General features: G+C 39.1%; 15 protein-coding genes and 1 other RNA gene. 14 read left to right on the forward strand and 2 right to left on the reverse strand.

The window, feature by feature from the left end; genetic code table 11:
- Positions 1-25: 25 nt before the first annotated feature.
- From secG to J2S78_RS03620, 6 genes are all read left to right on the forward strand, one after another.
- Complete coding sequence (gene secG, locus J2S78_RS03595) at positions 26-256, forward strand: preprotein translocase subunit SecG (protein ID WP_125553301.1); 231 nt, start codon at positions 26-28, stop codon at positions 254-256.
- Between the two features lie 172 nt (positions 257-428).
- Positions 429-1,187, forward strand: coding sequence for an alpha/beta hydrolase (locus J2S78_RS03600; RefSeq protein ID WP_306896984.1), 759 nt, complete (start codon positions 429-431; stop codon positions 1,185-1,187).
- A 51-nt stretch (positions 1,188-1,238) separates the two neighbouring features.
- Complete coding sequence (gene rnr / locus J2S78_RS03605) at positions 1,239-3,557, forward strand: ribonuclease R (protein WP_306896347.1); 2,319 nt, start codon at positions 1,239-1,241, stop codon at positions 3,555-3,557.
- A 133-nt stretch (positions 3,558-3,690) separates the two neighbouring features.
- Positions 3,691-4,164, forward strand: coding sequence for an SsrA-binding protein SmpB (gene smpB, locus J2S78_RS03610; protein ID WP_306896348.1), 474 nt, complete (start codon positions 3,691-3,693; stop codon positions 4,162-4,164).
- 76 nt (positions 4,165-4,240) lie between these two features.
- Positions 4,241-4,604, forward strand: a transfer-messenger RNA (tmRNA) gene (ssrA, locus tag J2S78_RS03615).
- A gap of 696 nt (positions 4,605-5,300) precedes the next feature.
- Positions 5,301-5,585 (forward strand): hypothetical protein, encoded by a 285-nt coding sequence (locus tag J2S78_RS03620; RefSeq protein ID WP_306896350.1) that lies wholly within the window; start codon positions 5,301-5,303, stop codon positions 5,583-5,585.
- A 636-nt stretch (positions 5,586-6,221) separates the two neighbouring features.
- Here the strand turns inward: J2S78_RS03620 and cudC are convergent.
- Positions 6,222-6,779 (reverse strand): choline uptake/conversion transcriptional regulator CudC, encoded by a 558-nt coding sequence (cudC, locus tag J2S78_RS03625; protein WP_306896352.1) that lies wholly within the window; start codon positions 6,777-6,779, stop codon positions 6,222-6,224.
- A 670-nt stretch (positions 6,780-7,449) separates the two neighbouring features.
- Between cudC and J2S78_RS03630 the strand changes: the two genes are divergently transcribed.
- From J2S78_RS03630 to J2S78_RS03665, 8 genes are all read left to right on the forward strand, one after another.
- Positions 7,450-7,617 (forward strand): nuclease-related domain-containing protein, encoded by a 168-nt coding sequence (locus J2S78_RS03630; RefSeq protein WP_306896354.1) that lies wholly within the window; start codon positions 7,450-7,452, stop codon positions 7,615-7,617.
- A 15-nt stretch (positions 7,618-7,632) separates the two neighbouring features.
- Complete coding sequence (locus J2S78_RS03635) at positions 7,633-8,079, forward strand: nuclease-related domain-containing protein (protein ID WP_370871519.1); 447 nt, start codon at positions 7,633-7,635, stop codon at positions 8,077-8,079.
- A gap of 622 nt (positions 8,080-8,701) precedes the next feature.
- On the forward strand, positions 8,702-9,016 hold the full coding sequence (locus tag J2S78_RS03640; RefSeq protein WP_306896356.1) for a PTS sugar transporter subunit IIB: 315 nt from the start codon (positions 8,702-8,704) through the stop codon (positions 9,014-9,016).
- 27 nt (positions 9,017-9,043) lie between these two features.
- The gene (gene celB / locus J2S78_RS03645) at positions 9,044-10,348 is read left to right on the forward strand and encodes a PTS cellobiose transporter subunit IIC (protein WP_306896358.1); all 1,305 of its coding nucleotides are present in this window, start codon (positions 9,044-9,046) and stop codon (positions 10,346-10,348) included.
- A 33-nt stretch (positions 10,349-10,381) separates the two neighbouring features.
- The gene (locus tag J2S78_RS03650; protein ID WP_306896360.1) at positions 10,382-10,687 is read left to right on the forward strand and encodes a PTS lactose/cellobiose transporter subunit IIA; all 306 of its coding nucleotides are present in this window, start codon (positions 10,382-10,384) and stop codon (positions 10,685-10,687) included.
- Positions 10,688-10,702: 15 nt separating this feature from the next.
- Positions 10,703-12,091 (forward strand): 6-phospho-beta-glucosidase GmuD, encoded by a 1,389-nt coding sequence (gene gmuD / locus J2S78_RS03655; RefSeq protein WP_306896986.1) that lies wholly within the window; start codon positions 10,703-10,705, stop codon positions 12,089-12,091.
- 69 nt (positions 12,092-12,160) lie between these two features.
- The gene (locus J2S78_RS03660) at positions 12,161-14,110 is read left to right on the forward strand and encodes a BglG family transcription antiterminator (RefSeq protein ID WP_306896362.1); all 1,950 of its coding nucleotides are present in this window, start codon (positions 12,161-12,163) and stop codon (positions 14,108-14,110) included.
- Between the two features lie 256 nt (positions 14,111-14,366).
- Positions 14,367-15,386: an NADP-dependent oxidoreductase gene (locus J2S78_RS03665; protein ID WP_306896363.1), complete on the forward strand. Its 1,020-nt coding sequence runs from the start codon at positions 14,367-14,369 to the stop codon at positions 15,384-15,386.
- Between the two features lie 83 nt (positions 15,387-15,469).
- Here J2S78_RS03665 and J2S78_RS03670 read toward each other — a convergent pair whose 3' ends face one another.
- Positions 15,470-15,817 (reverse strand): DUF4260 domain-containing protein, encoded by a 348-nt coding sequence (locus J2S78_RS03670; RefSeq protein WP_306896365.1) that lies wholly within the window; start codon positions 15,815-15,817, stop codon positions 15,470-15,472.
- Positions 15,818-16,037 lie beyond the last annotated feature (220 nt).

A 16,037-nucleotide genomic window follows, 5' to 3' on the forward strand; every position in this document is an offset into this window, starting at 1 on the left:
TGATTTGGACGTGGAGGTGTCATGATTGGAAACGTTGCTATACGTACTTTTAATTATTGTTTCGTTAGCTTTAATAACCGTAGTACTTCTTCAAGCAGGCCGGAGTGCTGGATTGTCAGGAGCTATATCGGGTGGCGCCGAGCAGATGATTGGAAAGCAAAAAGCGCGTGGAATTGAAGCTTTCCTCACTCGAGCTACTGTTGTATTAGCGGTGCTATTTTTTGTACTTACATTATTGCTCGGTTATTTTCTGTAATATCTTGCGTAATGATTAGACAGAATAGAAACGGGAATAAGTGAAAGCAGCGGGACCATCACCTGGCTGCTTTTTTTATATAATAAACAGAAGAAGTAACTGGAAGAATTGGAATAAATGTATATGATAGAGATGAAATGGATAGGCAGAATAAAGAGAGAAAGGGGAATTCATCATGAAAGTAGTACCACCAAAACCATTTACGTTTGAAGGAGGCAATCGGGCTGTCTTATTGCTGCATGCTTTTACCGGCAATTCAGCAGATGTCCGGATGTTGGGGAGATTTTTACAGAAAAAAGGATATACGTGTCACGCACCGATTTTGTCGGGTCATGGAGTTCCCCCGGAAGAATTGATGGAATCAAATGCGTTTGATTGGTGGCAGGACGTAGAAAAAGCGTGGCAGCACCTTAAAAATGAAGGATATGATGAAATTGCCGTAGCCGGTCTTTCCCTTGGCGGTTTAATGACATTAAAAGCAGCATACATGTTTAATGTGAAGGGAATTATACCTATGTGTGCACCAATGACAATATCCGAAAATAAAGAGAGATTATATCAAGGTGTCCTGCGCTATACAAAAGAATTCAAGCAGTTGGAGAAAAAAGAGGAAGCCCAAATTGAAAAAGAAATGGAAGCATTTAAAGAACTGCCTTTAGACACGCTTCAATCGGTGAATGAAACGATAAAAGACGTAAAGGATTCATTGGATATGATATATGCACCGACCTTTATCGTCCAAGCGGTAAACGATGAAATGGTAGAAACCAAAAGTGCTCAAATCATTCATGATGAAATTGCTACTACCGATAAAACATTAAAATGGTATAAAGATTCGCCACACGTTATTACTCATGGACCAGAAAAAGAACAACTCCACGAAGATATTTACCAGTTTTTAGAACAGCTTGACTGGGAAACAGACAAATAGAAATAGAGTTATGATCTGACGAAGAAATTATTACGAAAGGAGATGAAATAGTTGGATCAAGAAGAAAAGCAGGAATTACTGCAATATATGAAAAATGAAGCCGTGAAACCTATGTCTGTTGAAGAAATTCAAGAAGCTTTTGACATGGGAGATGCGGAACAAACGAAAGAGCTAATGAAGGCTTTGAATGAAATGGAAGATGCTGGCGATGTTGTTCGAACTCGCAGCAATCGCTACGGTATTCCAGAGAAAATGAATTTATTAAAAGGACGAGTCCAAAGTCATCAACGTGGTTTTGCATTCATACTGCCGGAAAACAAAGAGGAAGACGATGTATTTGTACCGGCAAATGAACTGAATGGCGCGATGAATAAAGATACTGTGCTCGTGAGGGTACAGCATAAATCCTCAGGTTCAAAGCCCGAGGGTGCGATTGTCCGCATTTTAGAAAGAGGCACGACGAAAGTGGTTGGTACGTATATTGACAACCGCAATTATGGTTTTGTCGAAGTGGATGACAAGCACATCAACAACGATATATTTATTCCGCAAGACGCGGAAAACGGAGCGGTAGACGGCCACAAAGTGGTAGTTGAAATAACGAAATACCCAGAAGGCCGCTTTAGTGCAGAAGGAAAAGTCGTTAATATTATTGGACACAAAAACGACCCGGGTGTGGATATTTTAACGATTATCCATAAGCACGGACTTCCTGGTGAATTCCCGGAAGCATCCTTTGAACAGGCAAATAATGTGCCTGATGAGATAAAGGAAGACGAAATCGCACAGCGCCGTGACCTTCGCGAAGAAACGATTGTAACAATTGACGGGGCGGACGCCAAAGACTTAGATGATGCGGTCCAAGTGAAAAAATTGGAAAACGGTAACTATATGCTGGGTGTTCATATTGCTGATGTCAGTTATTACGTACAAGAAGGTTCTCCTATTGATGAAGAGGCTTATGAACGAGGAACGAGTGCATATCTAGTAGACCGTGTTATTCCTATGATTCCACACCGTCTTTCCAATGGAATATGTAGTCTGAATCCAAAAGTAGACAGGCTCACCTTATCTTGTGAAATGGAAATTAATGAAAAAGGCGAAGTCGTGGATCATGACATTTTTGAAAGTGTCATTCGCACAAATGAACGAATGACATACAGTGATGTTCGTTTAATTTTACAAGAAAAAGACGAAGAAACGCGTGAAAAATTCAGCGGACTCGTACCGTTTTTCGAAGATATGGAAGAATTGGCCGCTACTTTACGCCGCAAACGGTTTGCGCGTGGTGCGATTGATTTTGATTTTAAAGAAGCAGAAGTGAAAGTGGACGAAGAAGGTAATCCAGAAGATGTTGTGTTGGTGGAACGCTCGGTTGCAGAGCGGTTAATCGAAGAATTTATGCTGGCAGCAAACGAAACGGTAGCAGAACATTTTCATTGGATGAAGATGCCGTTTATTTACCGGATTCACGATGATCCAGATTCGGAAAAACTAGAGAGGTTTCTCGAGTTTGTGACGAATTTCGGATATGTCGTAAAAGGAACGGCAAATACGATTCACCCAAGTGCAATGCAGAAAGTACTCGATGAAGTGAAGGGAGAACCGGAAGAGGCAGTCATTAATACGGTGTTGCTGCGCTCGATGCAACAGGCAAAATATGACTCAGAAAATGTCGGTCACTTCGGACTTGCGTCTGATTTCTATACCCATTTCACATCACCAATTCGTCGTTATCCTGACTTAATTGTTCACCGCCTGATTCGCGAGTATTTGATTAACAAAAATCTTGATGGACAAACACGTAGTGAATGGAATGACAAGTTACCAGAAATCGCTCAGCATTCTTCCGATATGGAAAGACGCGCTGTTGATGCCGAACGTGAAGTGGATGACTTGAAAAAAGCGCAGTATATGAAAGACAAAGTAGGCGAAGAATTTACCGGCTTTATTAGCGGAGCTGCGAACTTTGGTTTGTTTGTCGAGTTAGAGAACACGATTGAAGGTATGGTCCACATCAGTTATTTAACCGACGACTATTACCATTATGATGAAAAACAATACGCCTTGATTGGCGAACGAACCGGTAATGTCTTCCGCATCGGGGACGAGGTTGAAGTCCGGGTGCTGCAGGTCAATCTGGAGGAATCTGATATTGATTTTGAAATTGTCGGGATGAAGCCACCGAAAAAGCGGAAACGTAAAGACAGCCCGACAGTCATTGAAGGCGGAAACCGTACAAATAATAATAAGGAAAATGGAAATCCAAAAGCGAAAAAAGGCCGTCAAAAAGGAAAAAATGGTGGTAATGGAAACAAAACGTTTTATCAAAATGCACCAAAAAAGCAAGGCAAAAAAAAGAAAAAGTAAGCTGGAAGAAATGACACTGGGACAACTGTGACAGTGTCTATTCTTCCTATTGGAAGCTTTTATTGAGTTGACGCTTTTTTACCTGTTTTGCTAGTATAAAAGCAATGAAAGAGGAAAGAAAGGTGTACGGGAGATGGCGACGAAAACTGAGGGAAGAGTCTTAGCGCAAAATAGAAAAGCCCGCCATGATTTTCTTATTGAAGAAACGTTTGAAGCGGGCCTTGTTTTAAAAGGAACCGAAATAAAAGCGATTCGGGCAGGGAAAATTAATATTAAAGACAGCTTTGCCAAAGTGGATAACGGGGAAATGCAATTACATAATGCGCACATCAGCCATTATGAACAGGGCAATCAATTTAACCATGATCCTTTGCGAACGCGTAAATTACTGTTGCACCGCCGCGAAATTAATCAATTGATTGGAAAAAGCCAGCAAGCCGGATATTCTATTATACCGTTAAAGGTGTACATTAAACGCGGGGTGGCAAAAGTTCTCATCGGTCTTGCGCGAGGGAAGAAAAAGTATGATAAACGCCAGGCATTAAAAGAAAAAGATGCCAAACGAGAAATGGATCGCGCGGTGCGTCGGCAAATGAAAGGTGAATAGTCAGACCTTGCGTATGTGTGTGAGTGTGTTATAATGAATTGTCCATAGGGGATATAGCTATCCCCTTTTTACAATTGGGGACGACATGGCTTCGACAGGGATAGGTCGAGCCTAAGTGGCGAGTCGAGCTAGGCAGTCTCGTAAAAGGCCTACGCCAATAATAACTGGCAAATCAAACGAAAACCTCGCAGTAGCTGCGTAAGTAGTCTTCTGCGGATCCCGCTCTCCATCGCCCATGTGGAGTGATTTGGGGTCTCACTAATAGTGGGCTACGCTGTTCGGCCACCGTCTGAGGTCGACAGAAGAGACTAATCAGACTAGCCTTGCAGCGGCCCGTCACTAGGCCAAAGCAACGGCGAATTCTAAAATAGTGACTACGCTCGTAGAAGCTTAGGCAACGATATCTCTGGACGTGGGTTCGATTCCCACCGTCTCCACCAATACATATGTATGCGTGGAAGAGTTGCGGCTAACCTTTATAAGGTTGGTCTTTTTTTATGAGGGTTTCTCCTTCTCGCTCGAAGGAGGTGCTGTACGTTGGGAGTGGATGGCTTGGATAGTAAAGGAAGCTGCTTGGACAGTAAATGTCGTTGGTTGGCAAGTAAACGGTCGAGTTTGGACAGTAAACTAGAACTTGGCAAGTAAAGTCTAGGCTTTGGCAAGTAAATCACAATGTTTGGCTAGTATTCGCTTCGTATTGGCTAGTAAATTTGTGAATTAAACCATAACGTTGCGTGTTACGCAAAATTATACTTAAATATAACAAATGTAACGTTACTTTCAAACGCATGAAAGTAGTTTTTAGCGATCCCAGCTGAGAACGAATAATAAAGTTGTTTAAAATATAATAAAGTTATTAAAAAAACTTCCTCCTCTATTCCAGAATGGGGCCGGATTCTGGAATAACTCTTTATAGGTAACTCTGTACTTAGATGTTAAAATGAATGGAATTTTGTGAATGGATATACTTAAACTAACGCAGCAGGTTTGTTCAATAAGAAATCACAAAAGGAAGAGCATTTACTATAAAATAAGATTTGACGTATTAATGTCTAATAAAAAATAATGCAAAAAATTGAGATGAAGCACATTAGTATTATTACACGACATAAATAAAAATATATGGAGGTATAGTTATGTGGGTAATATTAGGGGTTATTGCTATAGTAGCAACTTTTATAAATCTTTATATGTATAAAGCAGGAAAGGATTATAAGCTTGCTATGGCGATGGGATTATCATTTACAGCATTAACACTTTGTGCAGAATACAGTCTTGTATCTCGGTGGGTAAAAGTGGAAGATTGGGCAGCTTTATCGGATGTAGTACCTGGTATGGAAAGGGCATTATGGTTTTTGACAATTGTTTCTATCTCACTAAATATAGCACCTATACTTTTAGAACTAAAAGGTAAGAAATAATTACTTATTGTCACTTCATTTATATAATATGCAATAATTGTGTAGGTCTTTACGTATAACTAATGGGTGCGTTAGTTTAAAGGAATGGTGCTTATAAATCTTCTGCAATCGGGCGCTTATATAATGGTCCGATTGTTGAACAACCATCAATTTGAACGACTTTATTGTTACATCTATGAAGTGTTATTCGTTAATTGCACCAAAAATTAAACAACTTTATTTTTTTACACTGTCCTGATTTGAGGACGGTGTAATGTGTATTATCGGCATAATTAAACAACTTTATTGTCAGTACACACCAGCGGCTAGGTGGTGAAAGTTTCTCCAACTAGAATTTCAATAAAATCCTTCATAGGAGTAAAATGTACACTCTTATATGAATCCCTCTGTAAGCATAAATCTACATTTACTGTTTGAAAGGGATTACCAAATCCTGGGTTTCCCCATTTTTTTCGAGTCAAATTCTTTACTTCGAGTTACCCTAAGGTTGTACACTGCCATGGAAAATCCAAATTAAGAGCCATATGTATAACGCAATAACCTTCAGACCATTCAAAGCCTGAAGATTATTACTGGTTATAAAGCTTTATTAATGAAGGTAGTTCAACAGACCTTTTACAAACACTATTTTCAAAATCATGTATTTGAATTTGAATCATCTACAGGTAAAAAGTCAAAAATTTCACCGGAGTCAATGGAACGCACAAGTTTTTGAAGCCAGTGACAGTATTTCTTATATTCTTGTAATTGTTCAAGGTCCTGTTTGGCTCTTTCCATTAAATTTTCTTCAATAGTTTCATCTTCAATGACTTCTTGAAGTTGATATTCCGCTTGTTTAATGGCGGAAAGGTTTAACTCGGCTTCTCTTTTCCATTTACCTCCGAAAAATCGACCGAAATAATTAAAAAAGTCTTTTTCAGCCATGAAATGGTCCTTCCTGGAACCTTTTTGCCATGTTTTTCGGACAATGTGGATTTCCTGTAAGTTGCGGACCGCTGTACTCATACTAGCTTTAGTCATGGCAAGATCGTCTGTCATTTCATCTAGGGTCATCGGATGTTGTTTAAAATACATTGTAGCATATAGTCTGCCAATGGACGGGGTTATACCGTACAGATCCATCGTTTCGGCAATAGCACTAATGACTTCTTTTTCGGCATGGTTAATTTTTGATTCAGCAGACGGTTGTTCCATAAAATCCTCCATTCTCAAGTTTTTAGTTATCTTAACTTAACTGTCAAATCTGTAGTGAGAATTATTTTAAATATTTTTGTTATTTTATTTTTTCTAAACATCCTGCGCAAATAAAATAGACCGCAAAGCAACGGTCTGCTATGTAAAACCATCTACACTTCCATTTTCCTTTACTTGTTATTATACCACCATTGCTTTAAAAAGAAAGCATGATTTCCCGTTTGACTTCATCGATCATTTTAAGAAAGATAACGTAAATCAAATAAAATCCTTGAAGGTCAATGACTACCATGTATATGATATGACTCCAAATGTTAATTATCTTCAAGGGGAAGGAGGTAAAAACGCTAAATAATCTGTTAATAAGCGTCGACTTATCTTGGCAAAGGGTTTAGCCAGTAAATGAAGTTACATGGACAGTAAGGTCTAGGATTGGGCTAGTAAACATGTTCCTTTGGACAGAAAACTAGAACTAGGCAAGTAAAGCGCTGGTTTTGGCAAGTAAACTGTGAAGTTTGGCTAGTAAATCTAATGCGTACAGATATTTTCATAGAAAAAGGGGACTTTCCCTAGTGAAAAGAGAAGTATTCTTTTACTACATTTGATAGAGGTGATGAATCTGATAAAAAAAGCACGAAAAGTCCCGCTGAAAATAAGGAAACTGGAAGCATTGTTAAGACGGACTTCTCCAACGCATCCAGAACGTCCCAAAATCCAGGAACAACTTGCAATGAGTTATGCTGGATACCGGGGCGAAGAGTCGATGAATTATCATTTGTCTTTTCTGCCTGATGATGACTATTATATTTTGCATGACCTTAGACTCCCCGGAGAATAGAATACGTTTTTCCAAATAGACACTCTGCTGCTAACTCCTCATTTCTTTCTCATTCTTGAAGTGAAGAATATTGCTGGGACATTGTATTTTGACCAGGAATTTAATCAGTTGCTGCGAACGATACATGAAAAGGAAGAAGCATTTTCTGACCCTGTCGTACAATTAAATCGACAACAATGCCAATTAGAAATATGGCTGCAAAAATTTAAATTTCCGCTGGCTCCTGTAGAAGGCGTAGTCATCATCAGCAACTCCTCAACTGTTATTAAAGCTTCTCCTTCTTATAAAAACTTATCGTCTACAGTGATTCGACCTCCCGTTCTGCCTTCCAAAATAGCTTCCCTTCAACAAAAGTATTCCAGTGTTATCATGCCAAAAAAGAATATAAATAAAATATCACGAACCTTTGATAAAACAAGATATACCACTCATACCAGACTTCTCATATCACGTAAAATCTAGTGATATCCATACAGGGGTGCATTGTCCCACTTGTTTTACCCTACCCATTATACGAAAACGTGGCGACTGGTTTTGCAACCACTGTTGTAAAAGTTACAGAAACGTCCATTTCCGTCTCTCATCGATTATCTTTTGCTCATCGACGATACAATCACGAACGCAAAACTCCGTGATTTTCTTCACCTTTCCTCTGTGTCTGTCGCCTCCAAGTTGTTGAAACGTTCTCAACTTCCTTCTACTGGATCCTATAAAAATCGTGTGTATTCTCTTCATTTATCTGATCTAGATAAAAATTAGGATAGTAAAATGACGAGTTTGGACAGTAAATCTTGTTGTTCGACAAGTAAAAGTGTGAGCTCGGACAGTAAACTATAATTTAGCAAGTAATATCTGATTATGGCAAGTAAATCATAGAGTTTGGCTAGTATTTCCCTCTCGTTGGCTAGTAAATCGGCCACTCCCTCTAATATTGCAAGCAAGTAGCTGCATGATGTACCTCATCTATATCTCAAATAATAGATTTCCGCTTCTTAACGGAAAAAGTATGCGTTTTCATATACGGACGGCGCTTTTATACTTAAGATAACCTATTCAAAAGAAAACAAAAGGAGGACTCATCATCATGAAAAATATTTTATTAGCTTGTTCTGCCGGAATGTCGACAAGCATGTTGGTTACGAAAATGGAGGAAGCAGCAAAAGCCAAAGGATTAGACGTGAAAATATGGGCAGTTGCTCAAGATAAAGCGGAATCTGAAATGGAAAATGCCGACGTTCTTCTTATAGGACCACAAATGCGGTTTATGAAGAAAAAATATTCTAAAACAGCAGAAACAGTAGGAATTCCATTAGACGTTATTGATCCTGTCGCTTACGGAAGGGTGGATGGTGAAGCTGTATTAAATAAAGCACTTGAGTTAATGGGAGAAAAGAAATAGAAATCACGCACGGAGGGGGAAGAACAAATGAATAACAGTAAATTTATGGATTTGTTAGAACGAATCTTAATGCCAATCGCAGAAAAGTTAAATAACAACCGTTATTTAACTGCGTTAAGAGATGGTTTTTTGGTAGCGTTGCCATTGATTATTTTTGGATCTATCTTTGTAGTTATTGCCAATTTTCCATTCTTAGACCAAATGATAAGCGAAGAAGCATACGCTGCTTACCAAGAAGCGTTAAATCCGGCATCCGCCGCAACGTTAAGTATCATGGGTTTGTTTGTCATTATCGGAATAGGGTATAAATTAGTAGAGCAATCCGGAGGAGAAGGCGTTTATGGCGGTGTTGTGGCACTTGCAGCTTTTCTCATTCTCACGCCGCAAGTTGTTGAAGATGTTTCAGGAGGTATTCCTGTTGCAGCTATCGGGGCGGAAGGGTTATTTGTCGGTATTTTAACTGCTTTTCTTGCAGCAGAACTATATCGATATTTTGTGAAAAAAGACTGGACGATAAAAATGCCTGCTGGCGTACCAGGGGCTGTATCAAGGTCTTTCAGTGCACTCATCCCGGTTACTATGTCGCTTGCCGTTTTCCTAATTATTCGTATTCTATTTAGTTTCACACCATTTGATACGGTTCAAAATTTCATTTATACCGTGTTACAAGAACCGTTAACGGCTTTAGGTGGTGGATTGCCAGCAACAATAGTTGCGGTATTGCTCATCCAATTATTCTGGTTCTTCGGACTGCATGGACAAATTCTAGTAAACTCGGTGCTTGATCCAATCTGGTACACATTAAATAACCAAAACCTCGATGCCTTTCAAGCTGGGGAAGAACTTCCTAACATCGTAACAAAGCAATTTATTGATACATTTATTGTTGGGATTGGCGGTTCTGGTATGACGCTTGCTGTCATCGTAGGTATTTTTCTTATCGGACGAAGTCGTCAAATGAAAGAAGTTGGGCGAGTATCGGCTCCAGCGGGTATTTTTAATGTAAACGAACCTATTATTTTCGGTCTGCCAATAATATTGAATCCGCTAGTGCTTGTACCATGGCTGCTTGCTCCTGTTGTTGTTGCTGTTGTCGTATACTTCTCTATGTTAACGGGAATGGTTCCAAAACCTGCAGGTATTATCGTTCCATGGACGACACCGCCTCTCTTGAGTGGCTTCCTGGCAACGGGTAGTGCCTGGCAAGGAGCAGCCGTCCAGTTGGTTAGTATGTTCATTGTATTTTTAATATGGTGGCCATTCTTGAAAATTATGGATAAACAATACTATGAAACAGAAAAACAAGAAGAAGCTGCAGCTGCAAAAGATTAAAAATAAGATGTACTTCAAGAGGTGATGGCAATCATGGAAAAAATAACGGAAATAGCGTTTCAAATTATTTTATATGCTGGAAATGGTAAATCAAGTGCTATGGAAGCCATTCAAGAAGCAAAAAGTTCTAACTTTGAAAAAGCAGATGAAATGATTGTAGAAGCAGGAGAGGAATTAGGGAAAGCACACGAGTACCAAACGAAACTGTTGCAACAAGAAGCAAGTGGTGAGGAAGCTCCTGTGAATGTGATGTTAATCCATTCACAGGACCACTTGATGACATCAATGACTGTACGAGATCTAGCAGTGGAAATTATCGAAATCTACAGAAATAAGTAGCAGGAGGTTTTAATGATGGCTGTCGAGTATAAGTTTCCGGAAGGGTTTTGGTGGGGCAGTGCAACGTCGGCGACGCAAATAGAAGGAGCCGCTTTTGAAGGCGGCAAAGGCTGGAACATATGGGACTATTGGTATACAAAAGAGCCTAATCGTTTTTTTGAAGGAGTAGGGCCAGAAACAACATCTGATTTTTATCATAGATATAAAGAGGATATTCAGCGGATGAAAGATATCGGACATAATACATTTCGTTTATCGATCTCCTGGTCCAGGCTAATTCCTGGCGGAGAAGGGGACGTTAACGAAGAAGCGGTCACTTTTTACAACAATGTTATAGATGAACTGCTAGCCCAAAATATCGAACCATTTGTCAATCTCTTTCACTTTGATATGCCTCTTGAAATGCAAAATATCGGGGGATGGGAGAGCAGGAGAGTAGTAGATGCGTACACAGCATTTGCGAAAGAGTGCTTTAAGCATTTCGGTGATCGTGTCTCCAAGTGGTTTACATTTAATGAGCCGATTGTTCCGGTAGAAGGTGGATACTTATATGATTTTCATTATCCAAATGTCGTAGATTTTAAGCGGGCGGTCCAGGTTTCCTACAACACCATCATTGCGCATGCGAAGGCTGTAGAAGCATTTCGTACATTTTCTGTACAAGATGAGCAGATTGGTATTATTCTTAATCTCACTCCATCTTATCCGAGAAGTGAGAACCCAGCAGATTTGCGGGCTTCGAGAATAGCAGATTTATTTTTCAATCGAAGTTTTTTGGATCCTTCTGTTAAAGGCGAGTTTCCAAAAGAGTTAGTGGACATATTAAAAGAGCATGGTCAGCTTCCTAAAACAGAAGAAGGCGATTTCGAATTGATGAAACAAAATACTGCGGATATTTTAGGTGTTAATTACTATCAACCAAGGCGTGTAAAGGCCAAAGAACACCTTCCTAACCCGTACGGACCGTTTATGATGGACTGGTTTTTTGATAATTACGAGATGCCAGGTCGAAAAATGAATCCATATCGTGGATGGGAAATTTACGAAAAAGGTGTCTATGACATTATGGTGAACCTGAAAGAAAACTATGGTAATATAGAATCGTTCATTTCTGAGAATGGCATGGGTGTACAAAATGAAGAACGTTTTATAGAAAATGGGCAAATTCAGGATGACTATCGCATAGACTTTATAAGAGAGCATTTGAAATGGCTGCATAAAGCAATAGAAGAAGGATGTAATGCTAAAGGATACCATTTATGGTCGTTTATGGACAATTGGTCCTGGATGAATGCTTATAAAAATAGATACGGTTTCTTCTCCGTGGATGTGGAAACCAAAGAAAGAACAGCTAAAAAAAGTGCGGAGTGGATAAAAGAAGTATCAGAGAATAATGGTTTTTAAGTTAATGGAGGAAAGGCTCTGAATGATGAATCAGAGCCTTTTTGTAAAGGAATAGAAAGGAGGGAAGCCATGAATACAAGACTTGTTGCGCTGCTTCGAGAGTTAATGGCAGCAGATGCACCGTTAACGAGCCAGCATCTGGCACATGTCAATCAAGTGACGACGCGGACGACGAGAAATGATATAAAACACCTCAACACTATTCTTTCTAAAAACGGGGCGGTGATTACGTCTCTTCGTGCTAAAGGATATGAGTTTGAAATAAAAGATGACCAGTTGTTTCGAACGTTTTTGGAAGAGATTTTTCAAGGTGGTTCAACAAAACCAACAAAACATAATAACATACCAGATTTACCAGAGGAGCGGACTCCATATTTAATTAAACGGCTGCTGCTCGCAAACGGATATGTTAAATTAGATGATCTGGCAGACGAGTTACTAATCAGTAGATCAACGATTCAAAACGATATTCGAACGGTAAAAGACATTTTACAAACGTATGATATTACATTGGAAAAACGACCTAATTATGGTTTGAAAATAACCGGAAGCGAACTGAAGTTGCGTTTTTGTATGTCGGAATATATTTTTGATCGCAGTGAAAAAAGTGACATTGACATTTTTAATAGTCAGCTTCCTTGGCTTATTAAAGAAAATCTTAATGACATATGGGATATTATTATAGATCAAATCAGAACGCATGACATAACACTTTCGGATATAGCTATTAATAATTTATTTATTCATATCGCGATTACGTATAAGCGTGTTCAATCTGGTCATCACGTTTCTTTATATCCAAAAGAATTTAACGAAATTATGGACAAAAAAGAATATAAAGTGGCTGAGACTATCGTAAAAAAAGTGGAGACCGCGCTTGATGTAACCTTTCCTGAAGTCGAAATTGCTTATATAGCTATTCACTTATTAGGTACAAAGATGATTTCTCAGACGAATTTAACTGAAGAACGGATCGAACAAGTCTTGGACGAGAAAGTCTATCACCTAACATCTACTATATTGGAAAGAATAGAAAATAAGCTTGATTTAGGAATCCGGCACGACCGCGAATTGATTGTAGGTTTAAGTTTGCATTTGAAGCCTGCTGTTAACAGGTATCGATATGGAATGAATATAAGGAATCCTCTTCTTCATGATATTAAAGCCAATTATCCGGTTGCATTTGAAGCGGCTATTGTTGCTGGAATGGTGTTGGAAGAAGAAACAGAAGTCAAGATAGAAGAAAGCGAAATTGGATACATTGCGTTACACATTGGAGCGGCCATGGAACGAAAAAAATTAGCAACAGGCCCCAAACGGTGTATGGTTATTTGTGCTTCTGGGGCGGGCAGTGCCCAATTAATATATTACAAGCTTCAATCACAATTTGGTTCGAAACTGGAAGTCACGGGGACGACAGAGTATTACAAGCTGAATCAAATATCGTTTGATAGACTCGATTTCATTGTAAGTACTATCCCCATATCGGATGAGTTGCCGGTTCCTGTTATTCAAGTAAATACGATATTGGGGGAAGGAGACTTACAAAAAGTAGAAAGCTTTGTGGCAGATGAGCAAAGGGAAAATATGTTTGAGTATATAAACGAAGACATTGTTTTTTTACAGAAAGACCTTTCTTCAAAAGATGAGGTGCTTCGATTTTTCCATCAGGAGCTGCTTCAACAAAATTATGTCGGGGATGATTTTTTAAGAAAAATGGAGGAAAGAGAGGAAGCGGCACCGACGAGCTTTGGCAATTTAGTTGCTATTCCTCACCCGATCACACCACAAACGGAAGACACATTTTTATCAATCTGCACGCTGCAAAAGCCTATTATGTGGGATGATAAACGGGTGCAATTTGTTTGTCTGTTAAGTGTCGAAAAAAATAGCAGTGCCGATTTGCAAATGCTATATAAAAGTTTAGGAAATATAGTCGATGATATATCGATTGTGCAACAAATGCTGACATGTAACACGTACGAAGATTTATTAAAAGTTTTGGTTTCAACACGATGAATAAAGGGAAATTAATAGATGTCCGAAAGGTGTAAGCTACACACACTTTTCAATAACAAAACGCATGGAAGTTCAAAAGATAACCCACCATGCGTTTTTCATATTTAGCGCAATTACCTATCCCATGGTCCTGGGTTGCGAGAGGCTTGTCGTAATAAGATAAAGTGAAAAACAGGAAATCAAACTATTTTACAAGAAGAGTAATATGAGAGATGATATGGAAGTAGTTGATTCACTGATAAGGAGAAGTGATAATATGACTGAAAAAAATCAACAGATCGTACTTGCAAGCCGCCCGGAAGGTATGCCGGGTAATGAGAATTTTGAATACCAAGAAACATCCATAGTCGAACCACAAGATGGAGAAATACTCGTTAAAACGATTTATCTTTCTGTAGATCCATATATGAGAGGAAGAATGAGCAGCGCTAAGTCGTATGTTGCTCCGTTTGAAGTGAATGAAGTAATTCACGGAAACGTCGTTGGTGAAGTTGTACAGTCGAAGTCAAGCCTGTTTGAAACAGGGGACAAAGTGATTGGAATGTTGGGCTGGCGCCGTTACAATACAGTAGGAGATGCATCAGTGCGAAAAATAGATGGCTCTGCTGCACCGCTGTCTACTTACTTAGGTATTCTTGGCTTAACAGGGCTCACTGCTTATTTCGGGTTATTAGATATTGGACGTCCAGCGGAAGGTGAAACCGTCGTTGTGTCTGGTGCAGCCGGAGCAGTTGGTATGGTAGCCGGACAAATTGCCAAATTAAGAGGGGCACGCGTGGTTGGAATTGCTGGAACCGATAAAAAAACGGAGTATTTGAAATCAGAGCTTCGTTTTAATGAAACGATTAATTATAACACGACAGATGATTTGGTAAAATCCGTCAAACAAGCGTGCCCGGAAGGTGTCGATGTATACTTTGACAACGTGGGAGGTCCCGTTTCAGATGCGGTTATGACACAATTAAATGACTTTGCGCGAATTCCGGTCTGCGGTGCGATATCTTCCTACAATAAAACCGAGGAAGATGTAGGGCAGCGCGTACAACCTACGTTAGTGAAAAGCCGCGCTCTTATACAAGGATTTATCGTCGGCGATTATGCCCCTAGATTCCAAGAGGGAAGCGAAAAACTTGCAACTTGGCTTTCTGAGGGGAAACTAAAGTATGAAGAAACTATTGTGGAAGGTTTTGAGAATATACCTAAAGCATTTCTAGGACTGTTTTCTGGTGAAAATCTAGGAAAACAACTGGTGAAAGTAAGCGAACCTACCGAATAATAAGAAAGAGAGTTGGCGACAAGGAATGATGCCAACTCTCTTTTTTTATACAGTCACGATGTATTTATGATTTACTAGCTGTATCAGATACGATCAAAATGAGTGTCTTGAAATTTTGACGGATATTTTAATCCATAGCCCATCATTCTATCCATCCCGATATGGGCAACCCAAATTAAGCTAATCATTAAAGAAATACTGTTATGTACCAATAAACCACTCATTAATATTACTGCTGGAATGCTGTATGTATGAAATAAATTATACAATATCGATCCAACTTTGTTATTTCTTAAGTACCCGAGTGCTGACAAATCTGGCGTAAGCAATAAAATGATAAAAATCAGCCAGCTAAATTGAAGGTAGAAGTAAAAATAAATACTTAATCCTAGAACCACCAGCCCCTCGATTCTTAATAAAATTTTATTCAAAGTATTTCCACCGCCTCCTGAGATTCACTTCAATTAAAATTCATAATATTATGACGAATTATTGGTTGAATGGTAAGAGTATATGGTATGCTTGATGTAATGTACCACGTTTTTTGAACGATTACAATTAAAACATAATTTACTATTTTTTTCATGTTTTCCTTCGTGTTGTGATACAATAAGACTATACTCTTCGTCATTTTTACTGGCGAAATAATCG

The organism is Salibacterium salarium (assembly GCF_030813635.1).
GTDB classification, from domain to species: Bacteria; Bacillota; Bacilli; order Bacillales; family Marinococcaceae; genus Salibacterium; species Salibacterium salarium.

Excerpts from the sequence above, each read along its gene's own strand:
- J2S78_RS03660 (WP_306896362.1), top strand. The coding sequence starts at position 12,161 with ATGAATACAAGACTTGTTGCGCTGCTTCGAGAGTTAATGGCAGCAGAT.
- smpB (WP_306896348.1), top strand. The coding sequence starts at position 3,691 with ATGGCGACGAAAACTGAGGGAAGAGTCTTAGCGCAAAATAGAAAAGCC.
- J2S78_RS03640 (WP_306896356.1), top strand. The coding sequence starts at position 8,702 with ATGAAAAATATTTTATTAGCTTGTTCTGCCGGAATGTCGACAAGCATG.
- J2S78_RS03620 (WP_306896350.1), top strand. The coding sequence starts at position 5,301 with ATGTGGGTAATATTAGGGGTTATTGCTATAGTAGCAACTTTTATAAAT.
- J2S78_RS03650 (WP_306896360.1), top strand. The coding sequence starts at position 10,382 with ATGGAAAAAATAACGGAAATAGCGTTTCAAATTATTTTATATGCTGGA.
- J2S78_RS03665 (WP_306896363.1), top strand. The coding sequence starts at position 14,367 with ATGACTGAAAAAAATCAACAGATCGTACTTGCAAGCCGCCCGGAAGGT.
- gmuD (WP_306896986.1), top strand. The coding sequence starts at position 10,703 with ATGGCTGTCGAGTATAAGTTTCCGGAAGGGTTTTGGTGGGGCAGTGCA.
- celB (WP_306896358.1), top strand. The coding sequence starts at position 9,044 with ATGAATAACAGTAAATTTATGGATTTGTTAGAACGAATCTTAATGCCA.
- cudC (WP_306896352.1), bottom strand. The coding sequence starts at position 6,779 with ATGGAACAACCGTCTGCTGAATCAAAAATTAACCATGCCGAAAAAGAA.